We start from the raw sequence: 23,648 nt of genomic DNA, 5'->3' as shown, positions 1-23,648 counted from the left end.
CATGCAGCAAAGCGAGAATAAGTTGAATCGCCGTCAGTTCATTCAATCAGCGGCTGCGATCCCGGTCGCCGCATCCTTGACGCGGAGCGCATCAGCCGCGCCGCCTGCGGCGCAGCCGTTCAATGCGGCCTATGTGCGCGACCTCGCGCGCAATCTCGCCGCCAAGCCCTACGCTGCGCCGGATGACAAGCTGCCGGACGCGCTGGCGAAGCTGAACTACGACGCCTACCGCTCGATTCGGTTCTTGCCGGACCATGCGCTGTGGCGCAGTGAGAACCTGCCGTTCCAGGCGCAGTTCTTCCATCGCGGCTCGATCTACAAGGACCGGGTCGAGATCTATGAGGTTGCGGACGGCAAAGCCAGCCCCGTGGCCTATCGACCCGAGGACTTTGCATTCGGTCAGCAAGTCCCGGCCTTCCCGGCGGCCGATCTCGGCTTTGCCGGCTTCCGCGTCCACGCGCCGATGAACCGGCCGGACTACTACGACGAGGTCTGTGTGTTCCTCGGCGCGAGCTATTTTCGCGCCGTCGCCAAGGGCGAGATTTACGGACTGTCGGCGCGCGGGCTCTCGATCGACACCGGCGAGGCCAAGGGCGAGGAGTTTCCGGTGTTCAAGGCGTTCTGGCTGGAGAAGCCGACGCAAGGCGCCACCGCAATGGTGGTGCATGCGCTGCTCGACAGCAAGAGCGCGACGGGCTCCTACCGGTTCACGATCCGCCCTGGCGAGACCACCGTATTCGACGTCGAGGCATCGCTGTATCCGCGCGTCGAGATCGCTCACGCCGGACTGGCGCCGATGACCAGCATGTTCTTCTTCGGACCCAACGACCGCAACGACGTCGACGATTTCCGCCCCGCCGTGCACGATTCCGACGGGCTTGCGATGTTCAACGGCAAGGGCGAGCAGTTGTGGCGCCCCCTCAGCAATCCGCGCGACCTGCAGGTCAGCGTGTTCAACGACCTCAATCCGCGCGGCTTCGGCCTGATGCAGCGGGAACGGACATACACCGCCTATCAGGATCTCGAATCGCATTTCGAACGGCGGCCGAGCCTGTGGATCGAGCCGATCGGCGACTGGGGTGACGGCGCGGTGGTGCTGTTCGAGATCCCCACCAACCAGGAAATCCACGACAACATCGCCGCCTTCTGGCGGCCGAAGACGCCGCTCGCGGCCAAGGGCGAGCACAACATGACCTATCGCCTGCACTGGGGGCCCGATGTGCCGAAGCCGAATACGCTGGCGCGCTTCACGCGCACTGGCGTGGCCACCCGCGGCGAAGGCCGGCTGTTCGTTCTCGAGCTCCAAGGCGACGCCTTGAAGAGCCTCGATCCGAACATCGTCAAGGGCGTGGTCAGCGCGGCGAAATCCGAGGTGACGAACATCGTCGCGCAGCCGAACCCGGAGACGCAAGGTTGGCGGCTCAGCTTCCAATGCGCGGTCGGCGATGCGCCGGTCGAGCTCAGGGCCGAACTGGTTGCCAACGACAAGCCCGTATCCGAAACCTGGGTCTATCGATGGACGCCATGACCGCAGCGCAGCCGCGTCCGACCTATGAGGCTAGCGACGCGAGCTTTCTCCCGGCCGAGGCGCCGCTCGCGATGGTGCCGTCGCCACTCAATCATGCCGCGCCCGGCCGACGTGCCATCACGAGCGGCGGCCGCATCGCATTCCGGCGCGCTCTCATCTTCGCCGGCACTGCGGCGCTGACGCTGGTGGGCTGCTACAAGATGTACGAGGTCGTCGAGGTCGGTGGCGTGACCGTGCTGGAAGGCATGGTACTCGTGCTGTTCTCGATCCTGCTCGCGTGGATCGCCTTTGCCTTCGTTTGTGCGCTGGCCGGCTTCTGCGCCCTGCTGGGGCGGCGGCGCGATACGATCGCGATCGACATCGACGGTCCCCTGCCCTCTTTGTCCGGCCGCACAGCCATGCTGCTGCCGACCTACAATGAGGATCCGGACGCGGTGATGGTGCGGCTGCGCGCCATGATCGAATCGGTCGCCGGGACGGGACAGGCCGAGCGCTTCGACTGGTTTCTGCTCAGCGACACCACCGATCCCGACATCTGGATCGGCGAAGAGGCTGCGTTCGTCGATCTGCGCCAATCCTGCGGCACAGATCGGGTGTTCTACCGCCACCGGGCCGACAATGTCGCCCGCAAGTCCGGCAACATCGCCGACTGGGTGCAGCGCTTCGGCGCGGCCTACGACTATATGATCATTCTTGATGCCGACAGCCTGATGAGCGGCGCGACCGTGGTCCGGCTGGCCCATGCCATGGAGAACGCGCCGCAGGCGGCGCTGATCCAGACCCTGCCCGTGATCGTCAACGGCACCAGCCTGTTCGCGCGGCTGCAGCAGTTCGCGAGCCGGCTGTACGGCCCGATGATCGCGGCCGGCAATGCGTGGTGGTACGGCGCGGAAGGCAATTACTGGGGCCACAATGCGATCATCCGGGTCGCGGCCTTCGCGCAAGACGCGGCGCTGCCCGAGCTCCCCGGGCGCAAGCCGTTCGGCGGACATATCCTGAGCCACGATTTCATCGAGGCCGCCCTGATGCGCCGCGCCGGCTGGGGAATCTACATGACGGTCGATCTCGACGGCAGCTTCGAGGAGGTGCCGCCGTCCCTGATCGATCATGCCGCGCGCGACCGGCGCTGGTGCCAGGGCAATCTGCAGCATCTCGCCGTGCTGCCGGCGCGCGGCCTGCACTGGGTGTCGCGGCTGCATCTGCTGATCGGCATCGGCGCCTATGTCACCGCGCCGTTGTGGTTTGCCTTTCTCGTGCTCGGCATCCTCATCTCGCTGCAGGCCAACTTCGTCAGGCCCGAATATTTCCCCAAGGGCTTTGCGCTGTTTCCGACCTGGCCGGCCCAGGACCCGGTGCTCGCCGCCCAGGTCTTCGCGGCGACGCTCGGCCTGCTCATGGTGCCGAAGCTGCTCGCCTGCCTCGTCACGTTGTTCACGCCGACGCGACGCCGAGGCTTTGGCGGCGGGTTGCGCCTCTGCGTCGCCGTGCTGGCGGAAACGCTGCTCGCGGCCCTGATCGCGCCTTCGATGATGATCTTCCAGTCGATCGCCGTGATCGAAATCCTGATGGGGCGCGACGCCGGCTGGCAGGTGCAGCGCCGCAGCGACGGCGGCGTGAGCCGGCAGGAGATCCTTCGCAAATTCGCGCTGCCGACGGTATGCGGCCTGGTCATGGCGGCGAGCGCCTATGCTGTCTCCGTCCCCCTGCTGGCCTGGATGTCGCCGGTCATCGCCGGCCTCGTGCTGTCGATTCCGATCGGTCTGCTCACGGGCGGCCGCAGCACCGGCGCGCGCCTGTTCACGACGCCCGAGGATCGCGCTCCGCCGCCGGTGCTGGTCCGCGCCAAGCAGCTTGCGGAGAATCTGCGGCCGGATCGCCGGGCGGCGCTGGTCGAACTGCGCCAGAACGCCGGTCTCTGCCGCCAGCACGTTGCGTCCCTGCCGCCGCCTCGGCGTCGCGAGCCGGGCGACATCGACGTCGACCTCGCCACCGCCAAAGCGCGGATCGCGGGGGCCGGCTCGTTCACGCAGGCGATCCGCTTCCTGTCGCGCCGTGAGATCCTGGCCGTGCTCAGGGATGGCGCGACGCTGGAGCAGCTCGTCGCACTTCCCGCATGAGCGCCTGGACGACCTGCCCTATTTGGTCAGATGCGCCGATGCGATCGCCTGCTGGAACAGCGCGGTAAGCGCTGCGCCGATGCTGCCGCTCGAATCGACCTCGTAGTAGTAGCCCGGGCTGGCGCACGATTTCATGATGCCGCTGATCGAATCCCGCCATGGCGCGATATAGGTCGTGTACCAGCTGTTGTTGGTGATCGCGAGATAGGTGGTGTAGAGCACGGCGATCTTGATGCCACGAGCCTTCAACGCATCGCAGGTCGTCGTGTTCAGCGGTTCCTGGCAGCGGCCGCCCGAGAGAACTGTCTTGCTGCAGGTGGTCGGATAGGAATAGTCGGCGACGCCGTCGGAGACGAAGAACAGCCATTTCTGCGGGCTCGTCGACGAGCCGTCGCCTTGGGTCGGGATGACGCCGTTCATCGCGGACATCGCGCCGTCGAAATCGCTGCACATGTCGTTGTTGTAGCCGCTGTAGGGGATCGTCATCAGGTCGAGCGAACCGACCGACGATTTCACCGAGGACATGCTCGAGGACAGGCTGGCGATGGTCGTGAGGCCGAGCGAGCCGCAGTCGCTGCCCAGGCTGTAGACCGCCATGCGGTACTGGTTGCTGACGACCTGGCTGGCGGTCGCCGTGTCCGTGAGCGACTGCGTCGCGCTTCGGACGACGTCGATGCGCATCGTCACGCCCTTCTTCTTGGCGATGGAATAATAGCTGTTGGTCTGCAGCGTCTTCTTCGAGCTGGACGTATAGGTGTCGTGGCAGGCGAAGGCGCACTTGTCGGACGTCGCATTCTGCAGCGTCGTCATGTCGGCCGTGGTTGCGCCGAGACCCTGCGACGGCGAGTTGTCGAGCAGAACGTAAAAGTCCATGTAGGTCGGGAACGAGGCCGAAGCCGACGACGAGGCCGAGACCGTCATGGTCGGGTAGCCGAACATGTGCATGAAGGCCGTCTTGACCACGACGGTGGCGCTGCCGGTCACGGTCCGCGCGGTGACGCTATCGCTGATATCGATGTTCAGCGAGTCCGCCGCCAGATTGTGCGCCGACATCTGGCCGTTGAACATGTTGGTCGCCGCCGTCTTGGCGTCCGACGCGGCGCCGCGCATGGCGGTGTAGCCGGTCGCGGCCAGCATCGCGGCGTCCATCGAAGCCGACAGCTTCGCCTTGGCGCGCACGGCCATCGAATAGTCGATCGCCGAGCCGACGAAGGCGAGGATCGGGAGCAAAGCAAGCGCGAAGATGATCGCGATGTTGCCGCTCTGGTCGCGACGGAACCGCGACAGTAGCCTGAGGTATCTATTTCCGGCCAGCACGGCCACACTCCAACGAACACGGTGATGTTGCCGGGAATGTTGCGGATCAAGCGTTGCATTGGAATTGATGGAATTGCCGAGAATTGGTTACGTTGCGTTTCCGATTGTCGTAAGCGGCCTTTCTGCGGTGCCGTTGCACCACTCGGAGCGACATGACCGCCATGCGGACGCTTTTTTTGGCGGGCCCCGGCATCGAATGCCGGACGGATCTCATCGGCCCGCCGCCCCTGATCGGCGCGGCACCCCTCCTCTGGTACCCCGATTGCAAAGCGGCGGCACCGATTGCATAGTCCGCGCGGTTTGCAGCGCCGGGGCGCGCTGATTCTCTGGGGGAGTTGGGGACGACGATGGCGGATGCCGATCTTGATGCCGTGATCCGGCAACTGGCCAAGCAGCAGAACAAGGCCATTCTGGCAGCGGCGAAGAAGCGCAAGGACCGCTTCAACGGCATGGCCGTCAAGGCCAAGGACAAGGACGCCAAGGAGCGCTTCAAGCTGCTCGCCCGCGAGGCGGTCGAGCAGGCCAATGCCGCCGCCCGACGGCTCCTGATCTCCGCCGACAACGTCGCCGACAGCTACGCCCGCGCGATGCGCCAGGCCGCCGCCGCGGAGCTGCCCAGGAAGCCGGAGACCAAGCAGCCGGAGAAGAAGGCCGACGGTGCGGCGGCCAAGCCGCAAGGCGGCAAACAGGCTGGCAAGGCTGCCAGGAGGGATCCTGCGAGGCCCGCGCCGAAGAAGGCCGCCCGGAAGGCCTGAGCCGGCCATCGAGCGCGGGACGCCGCGCCACTCCGGAAAATTCCGCGCTCGATAGCAACCATCGCCGCGCCCTTCGACTTGCCTCCGCAACATTCTGTCCGGAGGACCGTATGAAGGCGCTGGTTTGGCATGGCAAAGAGGACATTCGCTGCGACACCGTCAGCGATCCCGAGATCGAGCATGACAGGGATGCCATCATCAAGGTGACGAGCTGCGCGATCTGCGGCTCCGACCTGCATCTGTTCCACAACTACATCCCGGCGATGATGCCCGGCGATATCATGGGCCACGAGACCATGGGCGAGGTCGTCGAGGTCGGTTCCGGCGTCAACGGCAAGCTCAAGAAGGGCGATCGCATCGTCGTGCCCTTCACCATCATCTGCGGCGAATGCGAGCAGTGCCGGCGCGGCAATTTCTCGGTCTGCGAGACCACCAACCGCAACAAGCATCTTGCCGAGAAAGTGTTCGGACACACCACCGCGGGCCTGTTCGGCTACACGCATCTCACCGGCGGCTATCCGGGAGGCCAGGCCGAATACCTGCGCGTGCCGTTCGCCGACGCCACGCACATCAAGGTTCCCGACGGCATGACGGACGAGCAGGCGCTGTTTCTCAGCGACATCTTCCCGACCGGATGGCAGGCGGCCGCGCAATGCGACATCGAGCCGGACGATACGGTCGCTGTGTGGGGCTGCGGCCCGGTGGGACAGATGGCGATCCGCAGCGCCATCCTGCTCGGCGCCTCCCAGGTGATTGCGATCGACCGCATTCCGGAGCGGCTGGCGATGGCCGAGGCCGGCGGCGCCATCCCCCTCAATTTCGACAAGGAGAGCGTGGTCGGGCGGCTGAACGAGCTGACCGACAACAAGGGCCCGGAGAAGTGCATCGATTGCGTCGGCTTCGAGAGCCACGTCACCCTTGCGCAGCCCGACAGCGTGATCGGTCGCGCCAAGCAGATGTTCATGCTCGAGAACGACCGGCCGCACGTGCTGCGCGAGATCATCTATGTCTGCCGTCCCGGCGGCATCGTCTCGATCCCCGGCGTCTACAGCGGGCTGTCCGACATGGTGCCAATGGGCGCGCTGATGAACAAGGGCCTGACGATCCGCACCGGCCAGACCCACGTCAACCGCTGGACGGACGACCTCGTGCAGCGCATCGAGGATGGCCAGATCGACCCGTCCTTCGTCATCACCCACACCGTGCCGCTCGCGCAGGGACCTGAGATGTACCGCGCCTTCCGCGACAAGCAGGACAGCTGCGTCAAGGTCGTGCTGAAGCCATAAGGGATCGCATCGCATGTTTCATTTCTCGAATCTCGTGAGATCCAAGGGCGACCCCAAGATCATCTCGACCGGCCCCAGCTCGCTGACGCCGGCCGATCGTCTGGCCCGCGGGCTCGGCTGGTTCAGCATCGTGCTCGGCACGCTGGAGCTGCTGGCGCCGCACCGCGTCACGCATGCGCTCGGCATGGAGGGCCGCGAGGGACTGGTGCGGGCCTATGGCGTGCGCGAGCTGTTCGCCGGCGTGCTCACGCTGTCGGTGGAGAAGCGGGCCGGCCTGCTGAGCCGCGTCGCCGGCGACGGGCTGGACATGCTGACGCTGGCCGGTGAGCTCAGGCCGAGCAATCCGCGCGCGGGCAGCGTGCTGGCGGCGCTGGTCATGGTCGGAGGCATCACGGCGCTGGACTACATGTGCGCCCAGGACGTCAAGAGGCAGCACGATCCGCGACGCGGCCGCAAGCGCCTCTATAGCGACCGCAGCGGCTTTCCCAGGGGAATCGCGGCCGTGAAGGGCGCGGCGCTGCCGCGGCCGTCGCGCAGCGCCGCCGCGACCTAGCCGGCCTGTGACAAGCGTCCTGAAGCTACGGCTTCAGGACGACAGAGAACAGGCGAAAGCCCGCGACCTTCGGAAACGCCTCCGCGGCCTCCGGCGAGACCAGGGCCACCACGGCCGCGCTCACCTCGCCATTGTTCAACCGGGTGATCGCGGTGGCCTGCCCTTCCAGCAGCAGCACCTCCGTCGCACCGGCCGCATTCATGGCCGCGGTGATCTTCGCGTTGGACTTGGCGTAGCGCTCGTCGATCGCGATCACCTTGCCGCTGAGATCGCCCAATCCGCGCACGGTGGGACGCGCCAGCAGCACCGCGACGAGATGACTGTCGGCGGGCCCCTCTGGGACACGCAGCGCGGTCATCCGCTCGGCCAGCTCGGCCGCCACCGTCACCGCAGCCACCATGACGTCGCTCTGGACCTTGGCCGGATTCGGCATATCGGTCGTGACGGAGGGGGTCTTGATCACCGGCGCGGGCGCGCCGTCAGCCGGCGCGACCGGATCGGGCCGCGGCGTGCGCGCCGGCGCCGCGAGCGGCTTTTCGATCGGCTTGTCAATCGCCTTTTCAATCGGCTTTTCAATCGTCTTGGCGGTGGCGATTGGCGACTTGACCCGGCGCTTTGCGGCGCGGGCGTGCTTGTGCTGCAGAGTCGCGCGGCGCGCGACCGCGGCTGCAGGCTTGTGGATCGTGTCGGCAGGCTCCAATGATTGCGGCGACTGGTCGGCGACGGGACCGTCCACGCAGGGCCTTCCGCTCAGATCGACGCAAGGCGAGGCCACCTGCGGCGTCACCTGGTGGCTGCAGCCGGCCAGGGCCAAGGTTGAAACGACGGCCAACGCGCCGAGACAAAGCGCTCTCACTTTTCCGCTCCTGACGACTCTCCCGCGCACGAGACGCGCCTCTGCTCCGGCCTGCTATTTCAACGGCCATCCGTTAAACTCAGGCTTAAGCGCCGGTCCCGGCACGCGGACTCAGTGAGGCGTGGTTAATGTCGCGCGCACAAGGCGGCGACATTGGCCGGCCTCGACCGCGAGAACCCGGCATTCCCTCAGCGGATATCAAATAGGCTTCACGCCGCCGCGGGGGGCGTGCACGAATTCCGTTGATCGGATCACCGCGCGCCGCCATGTTGCGGCAGGTTCGTCGCGACGCCCCGCGTTCCCTGCGCCCGCCGCGGCGGAACGAAGCGCCGCCGCAGATGTTTCTCGAACTTGCGAAGGATGCTCCATGGCCAAGACAGACCCCGCAGCCGGCAAGCCGATCGCCAATGCCGCGCTCGCCAACATTCCGCGGCTGATCACGGCCTATTATGCGCTGAAGCCCGACCCGCACGAGCCGACCCAGCGCGTCGCTTTCGGCACGTCGGGGCATCGCGGCTCGTCGTTGAAGACCGGCTTCAACGAGAACCACATTCTCGCCACCAGCCAGGCGCTCTGCGACTACCGCCGCCAGCAGGGCCTCGACGGCCCCCTCTTCGTCGGCATCGACACCCACGCTCTGGCCGAGCCGGCGCTTGCCAGCGCGCTCGAAGTGTTCGGCGCCAATGGCGTCGAGGTGATGGTCGACAAGGACGGCGGCTACACGCCGACGCCGGTGATCTCGCACGCCATCATCTCCTACAACAAGGGCCGCACGGCGCATCTCGCCGACGGCGTCGTCATCACGCCGTCGCACAATCCGCCGGAGGATGGCGGCTACAAATACAACCCGCCGCATGGCGGCCCCGCCGACACGGACGCGACGGCCGAGATCGAGCGGCAGGCCAATGTGTATCTGGCCAACGACCTCGATGGCGTATCGCGCATCAGCTACAGCCAGGCCAAGCAGCGCGGCTCGTTGCACGCTTACGACTACATCACGCCCTACGTCGCCGATCTCGCCAACACCGTCGATCTCGACGCCGTCAAGGCGGCCGGGATCAAGATCGGCATCGATCCGCTCGGTGGCGCGGCGATCGCCTACTGGGCGCCGATCATCGAGCGCTACGGTCTCAACGCTGAAATCGTCAACGACGTCGTCGATCCCACCTTCCGCTTCATGACCGCGGACTGGGACGGCAAGATCCGCATGGACTGCTCCTCGCCCTACGCGATGGCGAGCCTGATAGGCATGCGCGAGCGCTTCGACGTCGCGTTTGCCAACGACACCGACGCCGACCGCCATGGCATCGTCACCCGCTCGGGCGGGCTGATGAATCCCAACCACTATCTAGCGACGGCGATCTCCTACCTGTTCGCTCACCGGCCCGGTTGGCGAAGCGATGCCGCGATCGGCAAGACCATCGTGTCGAGCTCGATGATCGACCGCGTCGCACGCAAGCTCGGCCGCAAGCTCGTCGAAACCCCCGTCGGCTTCAAATGGTTCGTCGAGGGCCTCGGCTCCGGCAGTTTCGGCTTCGCCGGCGAGGAGAGCGCAGGCGCCTCGTTCCTGAAGCGCGACGGCACGGTGTGGACCACCGACAAGGACGGCCTGATCCTCGGGCTGCTCGCGGCCGAGATCATGGCCAGGCGCGGCCGTGACCCGAGCGAGCTCTACAAGGAGCTGACGGCCGAGCTCGGCGCGCCGGTCTATGAGCGCATCGACGTGCCGGCGAGCCCGCCGGCAAAGGCGGCGCTGAAGGCGCTGACGCCGGAAATGCTGAACCTGAAGGAGCTCGCCGGCGATCCCGTTCGCATGGTGCATACGAAGGCTCCGGGCAACGGCCAGTCGTTCGGCGGCATCAAGGTCGAGACCGACTACGGCTGGTTCGCGGCGCGACCCTCCGGCACCGAGGACGTCAACAAGCTCTATGCCGAGAGTTTTCGCGACGCCGAGCATCTCAAGCGGATCCAGAGCGAGGCCCAGGCGGCGCTGGCGAAGGTGGGATGAAAGGGCGAGTAGCGAATAGGGCGTAGCGAATAGGGTTCTTGCCGTTTCCCATTCGCCATTCGCTGTTCGCCCCTGCCCCCTTCCCTCCCGCCCCCCGCATCGGATATCGATGGCTGGACAACGACCTGACAGCCATCGGTGAGACCGGATGCGAAGCTCTTCGACTGCCTTGCGCGTCACCTTCAGCGCGCTCGCAACCTCGTTCATGCTGGTTGTCAGCGCCGCGGCGCAAATGGCGCCGGAGGCGGCCGCACCACGTCCGAAGCCGGCGCCATCGATGCGCGCCGCGGCCTGCCATAACGGCCAGAGCTTCGACCGGTTTCTCGCCGAGCTGAAGCAACGCGCCATTGCCGAAGGCGTGTCGCAGCGCGCGATCGCGGCCGCCTCGCCGTACCTCACCTACAACCAGGGCATCGTCAATCGCGACCGCGGCCAGCGCGTGTTCGGTCAACTGTTCACCGAGTTCGCCGGCCGGATGGCCGCGCCCTACCGGATGCAGAACGGCCAGCAGCACATCCGGATGCATGCGGCAGCGTTCGCGCGCGCTGAGAAGGAGTATGGCGTGCCCCCGGCGGTCATCGCCGCGTTCTGGGGCCTGGAGAGCGATTTCGGCGCCAACATGGGCAATTTGCCGGTGCTGCCGTCGCTGGTGTCGCTGGCCTATGATTGCCGCCGCAGCGAGCGCTTCCAGAATGAGACCATCGCCGCGCTGAAGGTCATCGACCGCGGCGATCTCGCGCCGGAGGAGATGATCGGTTCCTGGGCCGGCGAGCTCGGTCAGACGCAGTTCCTGCCGACCCACTACGTCACCTATGCCGTCGACTATGACGGCGATGGCCGCCGCGACCTCTTGCGCAGCGCGCCCGACGTGATCGGCTCGACCGCGAACTACATCGCGACCGGACTGAAATGGCGCCGCGGCGAGCCGTGGCTGGAGGAGATCCGCGTGCCCCAGGCGTTTCCGTGGGAGCAGGCCGATCTCACCGTCAAGGCGCCGCGCAGCAAATGGGCCGGCCTCGGCGTGACCTATGCCGACGGCCGGCCGCTGCCGAACGATGCGCTCGAAGCCTCGGTGCTGCTGCCGATGGGCCGCAACGGCCCGGCGTTCCTGGCCTATGCCAATTTCGCCGCCTACACCGAGTGGAACAATTCGCTGATCTATTCGACCACCGCGGCCTATCTCGCCACCCGCATCGCCGGCGCGGCGCCGATGCGCAAAGCCAGCGGCCCCGTGGCGCAACTGCCGTTCAAAGAGATCAAGGAACTGCAGCAGCTCCTGGTGAAGGCCGGTTTCGACGTCGGCAAGGTCGACGGCGTGCTGGGGCAGCAGAGCCGCATCGCGGTCAAAACGATGCAGGTGCGGCTCGGGCTGCCGGCCGATTCCTGGCCGACGGCGGAACTGCTCGTACGCATGCGCGGCACGCCGCGGGCGCAGGCGGCGCCGGCTTCAGCGACAGCGACACGGTAGGTGAGCCGACATCATCGCGCGGCGCTCCTCGTCTCTCAATTGCAGATGACTTATTGTCCGACTTCATGCGACCGTGTCGTCCGCTCTTCGCTATTCCAATTTATCACCTCGGAATTGGACGGCCAGATGATCGCTCAGGACAAAAGCGCGAGCAGACGGGCAATTGAAGCCCGATTTGGCTTGTAGCGCCGATCTTCATCCTGCCCCTGTTCGGCCACCCAGGCTCGTCGTTCTCCACGACCTCGATCCGGCATTTCGGCCACGGCTTGGGGAAATCCTCCAGGGGACGCGTCCACAATCGCCGTGACCTCAGCGTGAACGACTGGAATGCACGGCAACCGCAAAAACCAGAAAGATGCAGTTGCATTCTCTTGGACGCCGCCCCATCTGCGAGGGCGCGCGCCTTCGTCGCGACGTCTCCTGCCAAAAGAGAGCATCATGTCCTTTTACGATTCGACCGTGCCGGCCTACCTCCAGATCCTCGGCAGCCTGTCCGGCCTGCTCAGCAAGGCCGAGGCCCATTGCGAGCCCAAAAAGATCGCCCCCGAGGTGCTGCTCGGCGCACGGCTGTACCCGGACATGCTGCCGCTCTCCAAACAGATCCAGCTCGCCTGCGACTTCGCCGCCAAGGGCTGCGCACGGCTTTCCCATAGCGAGGTCCCGAGCACACCCGACACCGAGACGACGTTCGCCGAGCTTCGCCAGCGGCTTGCCAGAACCATCGATTACCTGAAGACGTTCCAGCCGGCGCAGTTCGAAGGGGCCGACAGCCGCGACGTCACCTTTCCAAGCGGGCCCAACACCACGCTGACCCTGAAGGGGCAGGATTTCGTCAACCGCGTCTCGTTTCCGAACTTCTATTTCCACGCCGCGATCGCCCACGGCATCCTCCGCCACAACGGCGTCGAAATCGGCAAGCGGGACTTCCTGGGCGTCGCCTGATCCCTTTCGTCTATTGCAACAGGCTATCCAACGGATGGCCCGTTGCGGCCGCTCCATCGCGCGGCACGTCTGCGCCGGACGGATACCTCGCGGCATTGCGCTGTTCGCGGCAATGCACAACTCACCACGACCCCCTCCCCTCTCCTGGAAAGATCCCGATGAGTGCATCCAAACTGTTCGCGCCATATCAGCTCGGTCCGGTCACCCTCGCCAATCGCGTCGTGATGGCGCCGTTGACCCGCAACCGCGCGGTCGACGGCCTCGCGCCGGGTCCGCTGACGGCCGAATATTACAGCCAGCGCGCCTCCGCCGGCCTCCTGATCTCCGAGGCCAGCCAGGTCTCGCAGCAGGGCCAGGGCTACCAGGACACGCCTGGCATCTATTCCAAGGAGCAGATCGCCGGCTGGCGCAAGGTGACCGACGCGGTGCATGCCAAGGGCGGGCGCATCTTCATCCAGCTCTGGCATGTCGGCCGTATCTCCCATGTCTCGCTGCAGCCGAATGGCGGTGCGCCGGTCGCGCCCTCGGCGATCGCGGCCAAGACCAAGACCTTCGTCGGCGGCGCGTTCACCGACGTCTCGACGCCACGTGCGCTCGAGCTCGCGGAAATTCCCGGCATCGTCGCGGCGTTCAAGCAGGCCGCGCTGAATGCGATCGAGGCCGGCTTCGACGGCGTCGAGATCCATGGCGCCAACGGCTATCTGCTCGACCAGTTCGCCAAGGACGGCGCCAACAAGCGCACCGACGCCTATGGCGGGTCGATCGAGAACCGCGCAAGGCTGATGCTCGAGGTTGCCAAGGCCGTGTCGGAGGCGATCGGTGCCGACAGGACCGGCATTCGGTTATCTCCGGTGACGCCGGCCAACGACATCTCGGATTCCAATCCGCAGGCGCTGTTCGACTACATCGTCGACCAGCTCGCGGCGCTGAATCTGGTCTACATCCACGTGATCGAGGGGGCGACCGGCGGCCCGCGCGACGTTGCCCCGTTCGACTACGCGTCGCTGCGCAAGCGCTTCAAGGGCACCTACATCGCCAACAACGGCTATGACCTCGCGCTCGCGAACAAACAGCTCGATGCCAACGCGGCCGACCTGATCGCCTTCGGCCGGCCGTTCATCGCCAACCCGGATCTGGTCGAGCGGCTCAAGGTCAGCGCGCCGCTCAACGAGCTCGACCGCGCCACCCTCTATGGCGGCGGCGAGAAGGGCTACACCGACTATCCGACGCTGAAAGCGTCGCAAGCGGCGGAGTAGTCGCCATCACGTAGGGTGGGCACAGCAGCCGCTCGCAGGGCGGCCGCGTGCCCACCATGCCTCCGCGAGAGCGGAGGGAGCGGTGGGCACCCCGCACGAGAGGCCGCGCCTGTCGCAACATCTCGCTTCGCGCCTTTGCCCACCCTGCGCTTCTGCGATCCGGCACATCCCCACCTACATCATGCTGCCGGGCAGGAAGCACCGCACATCGATGCGCAGGCCCGTATTCAGCTCGCGATAATACACGGGCCATACCATCGTCCGGCCGGCGCGATTGGGCTCGGTCACCACGGCCTCTTCCGGAACGACCCACCATTGGCCTTCAATGCGAACACGGTAGCGGCCATCCTTCGTGTCCCAATCCGTGTCCGAGAGCGCGGTGCCATCCGCATCCGAGCAGCACGGCCCCTTGCCCGAACGCAAACTCTCGAACCAGCCCTTGAGCGGAGAATTGGCGTAACGCCCATCGAGATCGCGCGCCGCCGCATCGCCAAGCAGCAGAGAATGCGCCCCCAGACTGCCAGCGAGAAGCACGACAGAGATTGTCGCTCGCACCCATGGAGGCACGTGGGGCCGGTGAACGGCCTCCATCGATGACGCGATGATCGATATAAGGCTTGAAGATCTACGGCTCATATGCGCCACCTCGCTGCTCGATACGATGCGCAATAGCTGGTCGGGTTCTGTGGCGGAAGTTCGTAGTTGGCGAAGGCCGGCAGCAACTAATCGCGATGCTTCGCAAATTCCACAGGCGCGCAGCGATCTCCTTCACGAGGTCAGCGGGATAATTGCCCAAAATCCATCGTGAGCAGACTCATCGACGATTCATACCGGCTGCGTAGGGTGGGCAAAGCAGCCGCCCGCAGGGCGGTCACGTGCCCGCCGTGCATCCGCGCAAGCGGAAGGAATGGTGGGCACGGCGCGCGGTGGAGTTGAGCTCGTGACATGCAGTATCGCACGCGCGCCTTTGCCCACCCTACGGTAGCGGAGACACGTCACGCTTTCAGTCAAGCAAGAAGAAGGCCGGGATTTCTCCCGGCCTTCCTGCCACGGTGGGGGCTGCCGTGGCGCGGCGCGGATGCGCCTATGGTCGTCAGGATGCGAAGCTCAGAACTTCGCCCGGATGCCGGCATAGGCCGCGAGCGGCATCCCCGGAACCATGCTACGCGGATCGTTCAGCGCGAACGCCGTTCCGCCACCGGCGGTGTTGAAGCCGGCGGGGTCGAACACGGTACCTGCCGAGTAATAGCGCTGATTGAACAGGTTCTGGATCAGGCCGAACACCTCGACGTTCTTGGTCACCTGATAAGATGTGTTGACGTTCACGACCCAGTAGGCCGGGACCTTCGGGTAGACGTTGGTGTCGTCGTGCAGCAGGTACTGGCTGCCGACATAGTTGACGCTCGCCCCGACCTTCCAGGCGTCGGTCACGGCATATTCTGCGCCGAGCTTCAGGCGGTGCGCCGGAATGCCGGGAATGTGGTTGCCGGAGACGACGCCGACCGGCACCCGCAGGAACGGATCGTTGACGTCGAAGGCGCTGCGGAAGGTGGCGTCGATGAAGGTGTAGTTGGCGTAGGCGGTCCACCGGTTCCAGGCCAGGTCGACCTTGGCCTCGACACCCTGGCGCAGCGTGGTGCCGGCGTTCTTGAAATAGCCGCGCACCGGGTTGGCCGGGTCGACGACTTGGATGATGTCGTCGGAATTCTCGGTACGAAACAGGCTGAGGCCCCAGCGCAGCCGCCAGCCATCATCGACCGCCACCGATTTGATCGGGGCCTTGCGGTAGGCCGGCAGGTCGGCGGCGTAGGCCGAGCGGCCGCCGGAAATCTCGCCGCGCAGGCCGCCTTCGACGGTGCGGGACACCACCTGCTTGAGCGGCGGATCGGCGATCAGGAAGTTGTCGATCAGGCAGGGATTGGCCGGATCGGAGCAGCCGAGCTCGAGCGGCGTCGGCGCACGGTTGGCTTCTGAATAGCCCGCGTAGGCGGTCACGTCAGGCGTGATCTTGTAGGTCAGGCCGACCACCGGGTTGAAGCGCTGGAAATTGTTGTTGCTGTTCAGGAGCGGCGCGAAACCGGTCTGGTCGCGCAGGTTGATCTGCGCCCAGTTGAAGCGGCCGCCGGCGGTCAAGGCGAGCTGCGAGGTGATGTCGAAGGTATTGGTCGCGTAGACGCCGAGATAGGTGTTCTTGGCATTCAGGTTGACCGGGGCGAGGCCGGCATTGGGCTGATCGACGTAGACGCCGAGGCCGGTGACGAACAGATTGTTGTCGATGGTGCCGAGCTCGGATGTGGCCTGGAAGTTGGTATTGCCGTGATCGACGCTGGCGCCGACGACGAAATGGTTGTCATGGCCGAAGAGCTGCGTCGTTGAGGTCGCCTGCAGCGAGCCGCCATAGCTGTCGGTCTTGACGGCATTGCGGTCGATCTGACCGAGCGCCGCATCGCCCGCCAGCGTGTTGGCGGTTGGGCCGTTGCGGTTGATGTCCCACGGGGTCCCCGCGGCGTCCTCAAGGACGAACACGCCGCCCCCGTCCCGCACCTCGGTGCTATTGCCATCGACGCGCGCGGATTTGTAGTTGCGGTAATAGCCGTTGGCCTGGATCGACAGCGTGTCGGTCGGCGTCCACTTTGCGCTCGCCTGCACCATCTGCATCTGCAGATGCAGCGACTGCGGCCAGGTATAGACGCTGGACCAGCGCTGGTTCAGCATCTCGATCGGTGTCGCGGCGACCGAGCCGAGCTTGTTGTCGGCACCGGTGAAGGAGAGATGGAATTCGGTATTGTCGCCGCGCGCGCCGAAATCGGCATACATGCGCCGGATCTGCGAGGCCGACGAGTAGTCGCGCCAGCCGCGGTCATAGGCGCCTTCCGCCGCGATATAGGCCGAGTAGGTGCCGTTGTTCCAGCCGTATTGAGCGCCCGACTGGATCCGGCCGAACGAGCCGCCGAACAACTGCGCTTCCCCGCCCTGGTAGTTGAAGCCGTTCTTCATCTCGATCGACAGCGCACCGCCGGTGGCGTTGAGGCCGAACAGCGGATTGTTCGGCATCAGGGTCATGCGTGCGATCGCCATTTCCGGGATCAGGTCCCAGTTCACGACGTCGCCGAAGGCCTCATTGATGCGGGTGCCGTTCTGGTAGACGGCGATGCCCTGCGGCGTCCCGAGCACCGGCGAGGCAGTCTGACCGCGATAATTCAAGTCGCGCTGGAACGCGTTCCCGGTCTGGTCGCTGAGGGAGACCCCGGGCACCGATTGCAGGATGCTGTCGAGCAGCGTCGGCGCGCGGCTGTGGTCGAGCTCCCGCGCCCCGATGGTTTCGACATTGGAAGGAATCTTGTCCTTCGCGATCTCGCTGCCCTGAACGGGCGAGACGCCGACCACCTCGATGGTCTGCAGGGTTTGCTGCGCGAACGCAGCCGCGGGCAGCAACGCACAGGTCGCGAGAAGCGCGCTCTTCAGCGCCGACAGTCTGGTCAAGACGTCCCCCAGTTTCTTGTCGACCGGATCCGGCAACAGCCCACGCCCCTGAGCCTTTACCCGCACCAGAACTGGCCGATTTACCCGTTTACGAACGTTAACATTCGTAAACAGCCCTCCAGTTCGTCGCAACGGGCAATATTCTTCGGCCCCTAGGGACAATCTTCCCGGATCCGGAAAGTGGCGATCGATTCGCCGAGCTATCTCCCAGCCTCGGCCGCACTGTTGCACCCGATCCTGGTTTGCAAGGGAACTCACATGGTAGAGGAAGCATCGGCGCCGTCGGCGCCATAAGGGCAAGACCTTCATCGGATGTATCGCGTTCTGCTCGTCGATGACCACCCGGTCGTGATCACGGCCTGCCGCTGGCTGCTGAACGAAGCCGGGATCCGCGCGCTGTCCGAGGCACACGATGCCGACAGCGGGTACCAAGCCTATGTCCGTGACCGGCCGGATGTCGCGATCGTCGATCTGCGCCTGCACGGGCAGGAGCTTGGCGGCATCAGTCTGATCGAACGCATGCGGTCGCACGATCCCCGCGCCCGGATCCTGGTCTTCAGCATGCATGCCGATCCGCGCATCGTCCGCTCGGCGATCGACGCCGGCGCCAGCGGCTATCTGCTGAAGGACGCGCCGCCGCACGAGCTGCCCAGGGCGTTGGAGCAGGTTCGAGCCGGCGGCACCTATCTCGATCCGCAGCTCGCCACCCGCATCGCCCTGCTCCGCGCCAACCCGGACGGCATGGCGACCCCTGCGCTGACCCCGCGCGAGCGCCAGGCCCTTGCGCTGCTGGCCCAGGCGAAATCCTATCAGGCGATCGCCGACCATCTCGGCATCAGCTACAAGACCGTCATCAACCTGACCTACCGGCTGCGTCAGAAGCTCGGGGCCCGCAGCCTGCCCGATCTGGTTCGTCTCGCAGTGGAAATGTCCCGCCCAAGCCTGTGAGGGCCAATCGCCTTCCTGCCGGCCCGCCACGAGCATCTGCCTGAAAGACGAGGGCCTGCGACGGTCTCCCGTCACAGGCCCTCGAGCTCATGTCTATGTCGCGTCGGTCCAGTGCGGACCGATGTCTCACTTCAGCAGCTTGGCCACCGACTTCAGCTCTTTGGAATCGAGCGTGCCGTCACCGTCCGGATCGGCCGCCTTGAAGCGGCCTTCCACCAGCGCGAGATACTCGTCCTTGGTCAGCGTGCCGTCATTGTCTGGATCAGCGGCCTTGAGATCCTTGGCCGAAACGCGGCCGCGCAGCTCCTTGGCGTCGAGCGTGCCGTCGTGGTCGCGATCGAGACGATCGAACAGCGCGCCGGCGGCCGTGCGGACCTCGTTCATGTCGGCGGTGCCGTCCTTGTCGGGGTCGATCGAGGTCAGCAGCTTGGAACGGGCCGGTGCACTGACAGCGATCGTCGACGTGCCGACGATCGCGGCCATGCCGACGGCAGCGGCCGTCATCATCAGTTTCCAATTCATCGAATTGATCCTTTATCTCCGCCGTCCGAGGGGCGGCGATGAAGCGCACGAAAACAACGTATGCGAGCGTCGGCGGTTTCACCGGCAACGCGCCACACATCGCTTTGACCTATGGGAGGCCTCGTTATTTCGCAAGTGCAAGAACACGACGCTCGGGAAATTCCCGCAAGAGCGGTCGGAACTAGAACCTCGGTCCGTGCAGGAAATATCTCCCCGGACGGTCGCGACGCGGACTGCTATCGTGGTCGAAGACACCTCCTCCTGCCTCGGCCCGAGCATTGGCGACGTGGCGTCCGCGCTTGGCGACATGCCTTGCGGTTCTGGCACCGCTCCCCGATGACGCCTGTCGGACTTGCCCAACCTGATCTCTCTTGCCGGCCTGGGTTTGATTCCACCAGGCTTCCAGCTGGTCCCGCAGCGGCTCCTCCGCGAAGGCGCGTCCATCCGGCAGCAGCGTGGACAGAAGCAGTGTGAGCACCAGTCCAAGCCGCATCGGCCGAGCGGACAAGCGGCGATGATGACCGGGTGTGTGAAGCACGGGCGTGTCCATTCTCTGGCTGATCCGGCGATCAGCAATGCATGCTGCAACACATGTTTTCCTCGCTCTATGACCTCAATGTGTTTGCAGCACGCCACATTCATCACCGCGTTGAGATTCACTCGCGAAATGGCCGCCATATTGTCCCGGTCAAAATGTCCCGTTCGACTTGCCAAAACATCCCTATTCCTCATCGAAACAGCAAGGGCCGGAGCAATTGCGGCATTCGACGACTGATCGTTTCCCGATCGCGTCATCTTTCAGCCGACAGGCCCGCATGTTTTCGCCCAGCCGACTCGTTAGCTCATTAGTTGAAGGGAGCGCGGGGACATGCAGCCGAACGGCATCGCCAGGAGTACAAAAAGACGATCGCGATTGTACATGGCTGCCGGTGCTCTCGTGCTCGCGCCGTTCGGTGCAGCGGCCGAGGAGATCCAGGGCAATGACCCCGCCTCGCCCGGACATTTCCAGGTCGAACAGCGCTTCGGCTATCTGACAACCTTCAATCCGCAACAGAACGGCGGACGCCGCGTGCCGCAGCGTGCGGTCACCGGCGAGACCGAGATCGGCTACTCGCCAACCGAATGGTACGAGATCGCGTTGACCTCGCCTTACGCCTTTGCCCGCACCAATGTGCCGATGGCGCTGGGCAACGTGATGGACAATGGCGTGCCCGGCTATTCATTCCAGTCCGGCGGCGTCACCATTCGCCAGACCTTCATCCAGGGCGACCGGCTCGAGCGCACCGTCTTCCTCGGCCTGGTGTCACGCACCATCCTGGCGCCGCAGGGCGGCCTGACGCCGGACCTGTGGGTCGCCAACAAGGCCGGCGCCGGCCAGCCCGGCGCGCCGCGCTTCGTGCAGGAGGCGACGCCGCGGGTGGCGCAGATGTTCACGCCGATCATCGGCGTCAACCTGCCCAACGACTATCAGCTCATCTTCAACGCGAACATGACCTTCGGCATCGACGGCGCCGGCTCGGCCTTCGAGCCCTCGGTGCGCTTCGTCAAGCGCCTCAGCGATCGCTGGACCGTCGGTATCGAGCACTTCTCCAATCTCGGACCGTTCGGCTACATCCTGCCCTGGAATCAACAGATGCAGACGCTCTACGCCGTCGCCGACACCCGCTTCAAGGGCTTCGAGTTCAGCTTCGGCGTCGGCTACGGCCTGACCAACGCCTCGCGCGGCCTTGCCGTCAAGACCAGCATCGGCAAGGATTTCTGACCCCCCGCGCCTTCATCCCATGACCAATCATAAGAAAAGGACACTCGTCATGCGTCGCCTCGTCACCGCCTGCGCGCTTCTCATGCTGGCCGGCTCCGCCGCGTCCGCCGAGGACGGCCCGCGCTTCCTCAACCGCACCGGCCAGACCATCGTGAAAATGTACCTGGCGGCCGCCGGCACCAAAACCTGGGGCGCCGACCAGTGCAAGAACGACGACGAGGGCGAGGTCGACCACAATGAGCGCATGACGCTGGTCGGCGTGAAGTCCGGCCGCTACGACATCAAGCTGTCCGAAAAGGGCGGCCGCACCTGCGTCGCCAAGAACATCGAACTCAAGGAAGGCGCGCAGTTCGTCGTGCGCGATACGGATCTGACCGAGTGCAGCAAATAAGCGGCACGCGGCGGCACCGATATCGCCCTGGATGGCGCCGCGCTCAGCGCGGCCTCAGATGGAGAGGGACCGTGCGCGAGACCTGCGCCTGAGCCATCGCCGGCGGAAAGCGCGGGAACGGCGCGGCGCGTTCGATGATGCCCATCGCCGCGCGGTCCAGCGCCGGCGAGCCCGAGCTTCCAGCGAGCCGCCGCGACAGCAGCCGGCCGTTACGATCGATCACGACGTTCAGCATGACGGTGCCGCTCGCGCCATTGCCGTCGGAGGGATAGGTCGCGGCGCGGCGGATCTGCGCCACCACCTCGGCGTTCCAACTGGCCTGGCCCTCGCGCGCCCCGACGCTGTCCTCGCCGGGATTGGGCGCCGACGCGACACGTGAAGGCCGGGCCGCCGGCGCCGCAGCCGGCTTCGGCGGTGCGGGCTTCCTCTCGGCCCTCTCCTTCGTTTCCTTCTTCTCCACCGGCTTGCGCTCGACACGCTCGGGCACGGGAACGGGCTTCGGCTCCGGCGGTTTCGCCTCGATCGGTTTCGGTGGTGGCGGCGGCGGCAAAACGACATCGTCTGCACGCGGCGGCTCGGGCGCGAGGGCGACCTGTGGCGCGGGCTCCGGCGAGGGAACGACATCCGGCACCGGCTCCGGCTCGGAGGGAGCCGGGACAGGCTCAGCGACGGCCTCGCGCGCGACCGGGTCGTCCTTCACCGGCTCATCCTTTGGCGGCTCCACCGGCGGCGGCTCGGACGCCGGCGCATCCTGCGCCGTCGGCGCCGGCTCGCTCACCACCGCCGGGGTGAACACGACGTCGAAGGCCGGCGCCTGGGCACGCCCCTGCGGCGCGGGACGCAGCAGCAGATAGCCGACGGCGAGCCCGACGTGCAGCCCGCCCACCACCAGCGCGGCGATGGTCCACAGCGTCCGCTCCCGGCGCTGCTCGTGTTCGAACGGATCGAGCGTCAGAACGCTCACTGCGCGCCCCGGTCTTCCAGGGCAACGAGCGCGACCTTGGTGTAGCCGGCGCGGCGCAACGTGTTCATCAGCGCCATCACCTCGCCATAGGGCAGCGTCTGATCGGCGCGCAGCAGCACGCGCTGCTCGTGATCGGACTTGGTGGCGGCATCGAGCGAGGCGGCAATGTCGGCCTGCGCCACGCTCTGGTCGCCAACGGCGAGCGAGCGGTCGGCCTTGAAGGTGACGAAGACCGGCGTCTCCGCGCGCGGCTGCGGCTCGGCCGAGATCGCCGGCAGGTTGACCGGGACGTCGACCGTGGCGAGCGGTGCCGCCACCATGAAGATGATCAGGAGCACCAGCATGACGTCGATGAACGGCGTCACGTTGATGTCGTGCGTCTCCTCGAACTCGTCGGGGCGCCGGGCAAGCTTGACGGCCATGGCTCACTCCGCCGGATTGGCGATCGATAGCAGCGGCGCGTCGACCGCGCGGATGGCGCTGCGCCGCACCTCTGTGGGCCCCGCGTGCTGCCGGTCGAGATCACGGCTGAGCAGGCGCATGACCGCCACCGATGCATCGGCGATGACGGCGCGATAGCCGCCGGTGGCGCGCGCGAACAGGTTGTAGATCACGACCGCGGGAATCGCCGCGGCGAGGCCGAAGGCGGTGGCGAGCAGCGCCTCCGCGATGCCCGGCGCCACCACCGCGAGGTTGGTGGTGTGGGCATGCGAGATGCCGATGAAGCTGTTCATGATGCCCCAGACCGTGCCGAACAGGCCGACGAACGGCCCGACGGCGCCGACGGTGGCGAGAATGCCGATGCCGCGGCCGATCCGCGCCACCGCCGCCGCCTCGATCCGCTCGAACTGCCAGGAGACACGCTCCTTGATGCCATCGGCGGGGAGGCCACGCGACTTGTCGATTTCGTCATCGGCGACGGCCAGCAGCCGTCCGACCACACCGTCGTCGGCGGAAATGCGTCCCGTCGCATCCGACAGCGCGCGCGCGGCCATCGCGATGCCGAGCGCGCTGCGCGAGGTGCGCAGTGCCGCGCGGAGCTGGATCGTCTTCACCACCAGAACGGTCCAGGTTGCGACCGAAGCCAGCGCCAGCCCGATCATCACCGACTTCACGACGATGTCGGCCTGCATGAACATGGTCCAGGGCGACAACGCCTCCGGCAGCGTGCTCGCGATATTGGCGATGTGCGCCTGATCCATGGCCGTACTCCCTCGGGGGCCCCGTGGTTGGTGATCACGATCCCGGCGTGGATCGCATGGGGCCATGCCGGATCGTGTCGAGGCCTTGTTGTTTCGCGTCGTTGGGGCAAAGTCACGGCGAAGATCGCGACAATCCCGATCGTCAAAGAGTGCCGCCTGTCCTCACCGGCTTCAAGGCACTTGCTGCGTGGAAGTTGTCCCAGGCGACCCGGGAATAATTCCCGAATGGAACGGGAAGCCCCTCGCCTCTGGGCCAAAAGAAAAGGCCGGGATTGCTCCCGGCCTTCGTG

20 protein-coding genes are annotated in these 23,648 nt (G+C 65.9%); 12 read left to right on the top strand and 8 right to left on the bottom strand.

Annotation, left to right across the window (positions count from 1 at the left end; translation table 11 throughout):
• Nucleotides 1-22: 22 nt before the first annotated feature.
• Together ACQR1E_RS15190 and mdoH are read left to right on the top strand one after the other, a co-directional pair.
• Nucleotides 23-1,528, top strand: a complete 1,506-nt coding sequence (locus tag ACQR1E_RS15190) for a glucan biosynthesis protein G (RefSeq protein ID WP_316167427.1) — start codon at nucleotides 23-25, stop codon at nucleotides 1,526-1,528.
• Nucleotides 1,516-3,645: a glucans biosynthesis glucosyltransferase MdoH gene (mdoH, locus tag ACQR1E_RS15185; RefSeq protein WP_434844553.1), complete on the top strand. Its 2,130-nt coding sequence runs from the start codon at nucleotides 1,516-1,518 to the stop codon at nucleotides 3,643-3,645. Before ACQR1E_RS15190 ends, mdoH begins: the two co-directional genes overlap by 13 nt.
• 18 nt (nucleotides 3,646-3,663) lie before the next feature.
• On the opposite strand, the gene ACQR1E_RS15180 is transcribed toward mdoH, so the two are convergent.
• On the bottom strand, nucleotides 3,664-4,962 hold the full coding sequence (locus ACQR1E_RS15180) for a TadE/TadG family type IV pilus assembly protein (protein ID WP_315717320.1): 1,299 nt from the start codon (nucleotides 4,960-4,962) through the stop codon (nucleotides 3,664-3,666).
• A gap of 347 nt (nucleotides 4,963-5,309) precedes the next feature.
• On the opposite strand from ACQR1E_RS15180, the gene ACQR1E_RS15175 reads away from it, so the two are divergent.
• From ACQR1E_RS15175 to ACQR1E_RS15165, 3 genes are all read left to right on the top strand, one after another.
• Nucleotides 5,310-5,717: a hypothetical protein gene (locus ACQR1E_RS15175; RefSeq protein ID WP_315717321.1), complete on the top strand. Its 408-nt coding sequence runs from the start codon at nucleotides 5,310-5,312 to the stop codon at nucleotides 5,715-5,717.
• A 110-nt stretch (nucleotides 5,718-5,827) separates the two neighbouring features.
• Nucleotides 5,828-7,003, top strand: a complete 1,176-nt coding sequence (locus ACQR1E_RS15170; protein WP_434897235.1) for a zinc-dependent alcohol dehydrogenase — start codon at nucleotides 5,828-5,830, stop codon at nucleotides 7,001-7,003.
• A 13-nt stretch (nucleotides 7,004-7,016) separates the two neighbouring features.
• The gene (locus ACQR1E_RS15165; RefSeq protein ID WP_315826999.1) at nucleotides 7,017-7,556 is read left to right on the top strand and encodes a hypothetical protein; all 540 of its coding nucleotides are present in this window, start codon (nucleotides 7,017-7,019) and stop codon (nucleotides 7,554-7,556) included.
• Nucleotides 7,557-7,581: 25 nt separating this feature from the next.
• Here ACQR1E_RS15165 and ACQR1E_RS15160 read toward each other — a convergent pair whose 3' ends face one another.
• Complete coding sequence (locus ACQR1E_RS15160) at nucleotides 7,582-8,412, bottom strand: hypothetical protein (protein ID WP_434897234.1); 831 nt, start codon at nucleotides 8,410-8,412, stop codon at nucleotides 7,582-7,584.
• A 367-nt stretch (nucleotides 8,413-8,779) separates the two neighbouring features.
• Between ACQR1E_RS15160 and pgm the strand changes: the two genes are divergently transcribed.
• From pgm to ACQR1E_RS15140, 4 genes are all read left to right on the top strand, one after another.
• A complete protein-coding gene (gene pgm / locus ACQR1E_RS15155) occupies nucleotides 8,780-10,420 on the top strand; it encodes a phosphoglucomutase (alpha-D-glucose-1,6-bisphosphate-dependent) (RefSeq protein WP_315717325.1) in 1,641 nt (546 codons plus the stop codon).
• Nucleotides 10,421-10,652: 232 nt separating this feature from the next.
• On the top strand, nucleotides 10,653-11,888 hold the full coding sequence (locus ACQR1E_RS15150) for a lytic murein transglycosylase (protein ID WP_315750451.1): 1,236 nt from the start codon (nucleotides 10,653-10,655) through the stop codon (nucleotides 11,886-11,888).
• Between the two features lie 438 nt (nucleotides 11,889-12,326).
• Nucleotides 12,327-12,830 carry a DUF1993 domain-containing protein gene (locus tag ACQR1E_RS15145; RefSeq protein ID WP_434897233.1) on the top strand — a complete coding sequence of 168 codons (504 nt, stop codon included), beginning with the start codon at nucleotides 12,327-12,329 and terminating at the stop codon, nucleotides 12,828-12,830.
• A gap of 158 nt (nucleotides 12,831-12,988) precedes the next feature.
• On the top strand, nucleotides 12,989-14,086 hold the full coding sequence (locus ACQR1E_RS15140; RefSeq protein WP_434897232.1) for an alkene reductase: 1,098 nt from the start codon (nucleotides 12,989-12,991) through the stop codon (nucleotides 14,084-14,086).
• A 174-nt stretch (nucleotides 14,087-14,260) separates the two neighbouring features.
• On the opposite strand, the gene ACQR1E_RS15135 is transcribed toward ACQR1E_RS15140, so the two are convergent.
• Both ACQR1E_RS15135 and ACQR1E_RS15130 read right to left on the bottom strand, forming a co-directional pair.
• On the bottom strand, nucleotides 14,261-14,677 hold the full coding sequence (locus ACQR1E_RS15135) for a hypothetical protein (protein ID WP_434897255.1): 417 nt from the start codon (nucleotides 14,675-14,677) through the stop codon (nucleotides 14,261-14,263).
• 516 nt (nucleotides 14,678-15,193) lie between these two features.
• Complete coding sequence (locus tag ACQR1E_RS15130) at nucleotides 15,194-17,569, bottom strand: TonB-dependent receptor (RefSeq protein WP_434897231.1); 2,376 nt, start codon at nucleotides 17,567-17,569, stop codon at nucleotides 15,194-15,196.
• 312 nt (nucleotides 17,570-17,881) lie between these two features.
• Between ACQR1E_RS15130 and ACQR1E_RS15125 the strand changes: the two genes are divergently transcribed.
• Nucleotides 17,882-18,517: a response regulator transcription factor gene (locus ACQR1E_RS15125; RefSeq protein WP_434897230.1), complete on the top strand. Its 636-nt coding sequence runs from the start codon at nucleotides 17,882-17,884 to the stop codon at nucleotides 18,515-18,517.
• Nucleotides 18,518-18,643: 126 nt separating this feature from the next.
• Here the strand turns inward: ACQR1E_RS15125 and ACQR1E_RS15120 are convergent, their stop codons facing one another.
• A complete protein-coding gene (locus tag ACQR1E_RS15120) occupies nucleotides 18,644-19,000 on the bottom strand; it encodes an EF-hand domain-containing protein (protein WP_315717374.1) in 357 nt (118 codons plus the stop codon).
• A 958-nt stretch (nucleotides 19,001-19,958) separates the two neighbouring features.
• On the opposite strand from ACQR1E_RS15120, the gene ACQR1E_RS15115 reads away from it, so the two are divergent.
• On the top strand, nucleotides 19,959-20,801 hold the full coding sequence (locus ACQR1E_RS15115) for a hypothetical protein (RefSeq protein ID WP_315717330.1): 843 nt from the start codon (nucleotides 19,959-19,961) through the stop codon (nucleotides 20,799-20,801).
• A gap of 49 nt (nucleotides 20,802-20,850) precedes the next feature.
• Nucleotides 20,851-21,192, top strand: a complete 342-nt coding sequence (locus tag ACQR1E_RS15110; protein ID WP_315717331.1) for a hypothetical protein — start codon at nucleotides 20,851-20,853, stop codon at nucleotides 21,190-21,192.
• Nucleotides 21,193-21,235: 43 nt separating this feature from the next.
• Here the strand turns inward: ACQR1E_RS15110 and ACQR1E_RS15105 are convergent, their stop codons facing one another.
• From ACQR1E_RS15105 to exbB, 3 genes are read right to left on the bottom strand one after another with little or no spacing between them, the layout of a single operon-like run.
• The gene (locus ACQR1E_RS15105) at nucleotides 21,236-22,156 is read right to left on the bottom strand and encodes an energy transducer TonB family protein (protein WP_315717332.1); all 921 of its coding nucleotides are present in this window, start codon (nucleotides 22,154-22,156) and stop codon (nucleotides 21,236-21,238) included.
• Nucleotides 22,153-22,578 carry a TonB system transport protein ExbD gene (exbD, locus tag ACQR1E_RS15100; RefSeq protein WP_315738390.1) on the bottom strand — a complete coding sequence of 142 codons (426 nt, stop codon included), beginning with the start codon at nucleotides 22,576-22,578 and terminating at the stop codon, nucleotides 22,153-22,155. The genes ACQR1E_RS15105 and exbD overlap by 4 nt, the downstream gene beginning before the upstream one ends.
• A gap of 3 nt (nucleotides 22,579-22,581) precedes the next feature.
• Complete coding sequence (gene exbB / locus ACQR1E_RS15095; protein WP_315827007.1) at nucleotides 22,582-23,358, bottom strand: tonB-system energizer ExbB; 777 nt, start codon at nucleotides 23,356-23,358, stop codon at nucleotides 22,582-22,584.
• Between the last annotated feature and the right edge of the window lie 290 nt (nucleotides 23,359-23,648).

This window comes from Bradyrhizobium sp. HKCCYLRH1030 (genome assembly GCF_051168395.1).
Classification (GTDB): domain Bacteria; phylum Pseudomonadota; class Alphaproteobacteria; order Rhizobiales; family Xanthobacteraceae; genus Bradyrhizobium.
Note: the sequence above shows the minus strand (reverse complement) of the source record. Positions and strands in the feature narration are given on the sequence as shown.

Bases quoted from the DNA above. Each gene is read 5' to 3' on its own strand.
- mdoH (WP_434844553.1), top strand. From the start codon at position 1,516: ATGGACGCCATGACCGCAGCGCAGCCGCGTCCGACCTATGAGGCTAGC.
- ACQR1E_RS15175 (WP_315717321.1), top strand. From the start codon at position 5,310: ATGGCGGATGCCGATCTTGATGCCGTGATCCGGCAACTGGCCAAGCAG.
- ACQR1E_RS15170 (WP_434897235.1), top strand. From the start codon at position 5,828: ATGAAGGCGCTGGTTTGGCATGGCAAAGAGGACATTCGCTGCGACACC.
- ACQR1E_RS15165 (WP_315826999.1), top strand. From the start codon at position 7,017: ATGTTTCATTTCTCGAATCTCGTGAGATCCAAGGGCGACCCCAAGATC.
- pgm (WP_315717325.1), top strand. From the start codon at position 8,780: ATGGCCAAGACAGACCCCGCAGCCGGCAAGCCGATCGCCAATGCCGCG.
- ACQR1E_RS15150 (WP_315750451.1), top strand. From the start codon at position 10,653: ATGGCGCCGGAGGCGGCCGCACCACGTCCGAAGCCGGCGCCATCGATG.
- ACQR1E_RS15145 (WP_434897233.1), top strand. From the start codon at position 12,327: ATGTCCTTTTACGATTCGACCGTGCCGGCCTACCTCCAGATCCTCGGC.
- ACQR1E_RS15140 (WP_434897232.1), top strand. From the start codon at position 12,989: ATGAGTGCATCCAAACTGTTCGCGCCATATCAGCTCGGTCCGGTCACC.
- ACQR1E_RS15135 (WP_434897255.1), bottom strand. From the start codon at position 14,677: ATGGAGGCCGTTCACCGGCCCCACGTGCCTCCATGGGTGCGAGCGACA.
- ACQR1E_RS15125 (WP_434897230.1), top strand. From the start codon at position 17,882: ATGTATCGCGTTCTGCTCGTCGATGACCACCCGGTCGTGATCACGGCC.
- ACQR1E_RS15120 (WP_315717374.1), bottom strand. From the start codon at position 19,000: ATGGCCGCGATCGTCGGCACGTCGACGATCGCTGTCAGTGCACCGGCC.
- ACQR1E_RS15115 (WP_315717330.1), top strand. From the start codon at position 19,959: ATGGCTGCCGGTGCTCTCGTGCTCGCGCCGTTCGGTGCAGCGGCCGAG.
- ACQR1E_RS15110 (WP_315717331.1), top strand. From the start codon at position 20,851: ATGCGTCGCCTCGTCACCGCCTGCGCGCTTCTCATGCTGGCCGGCTCC.
- exbD (WP_315738390.1), bottom strand. From the start codon at position 22,578: ATGGCCGTCAAGCTTGCCCGGCGCCCCGACGAGTTCGAGGAGACGCAC.
- exbB (WP_315827007.1), bottom strand. From the start codon at position 23,358: ATGGATCAGGCGCACATCGCCAATATCGCGAGCACGCTGCCGGAGGCG.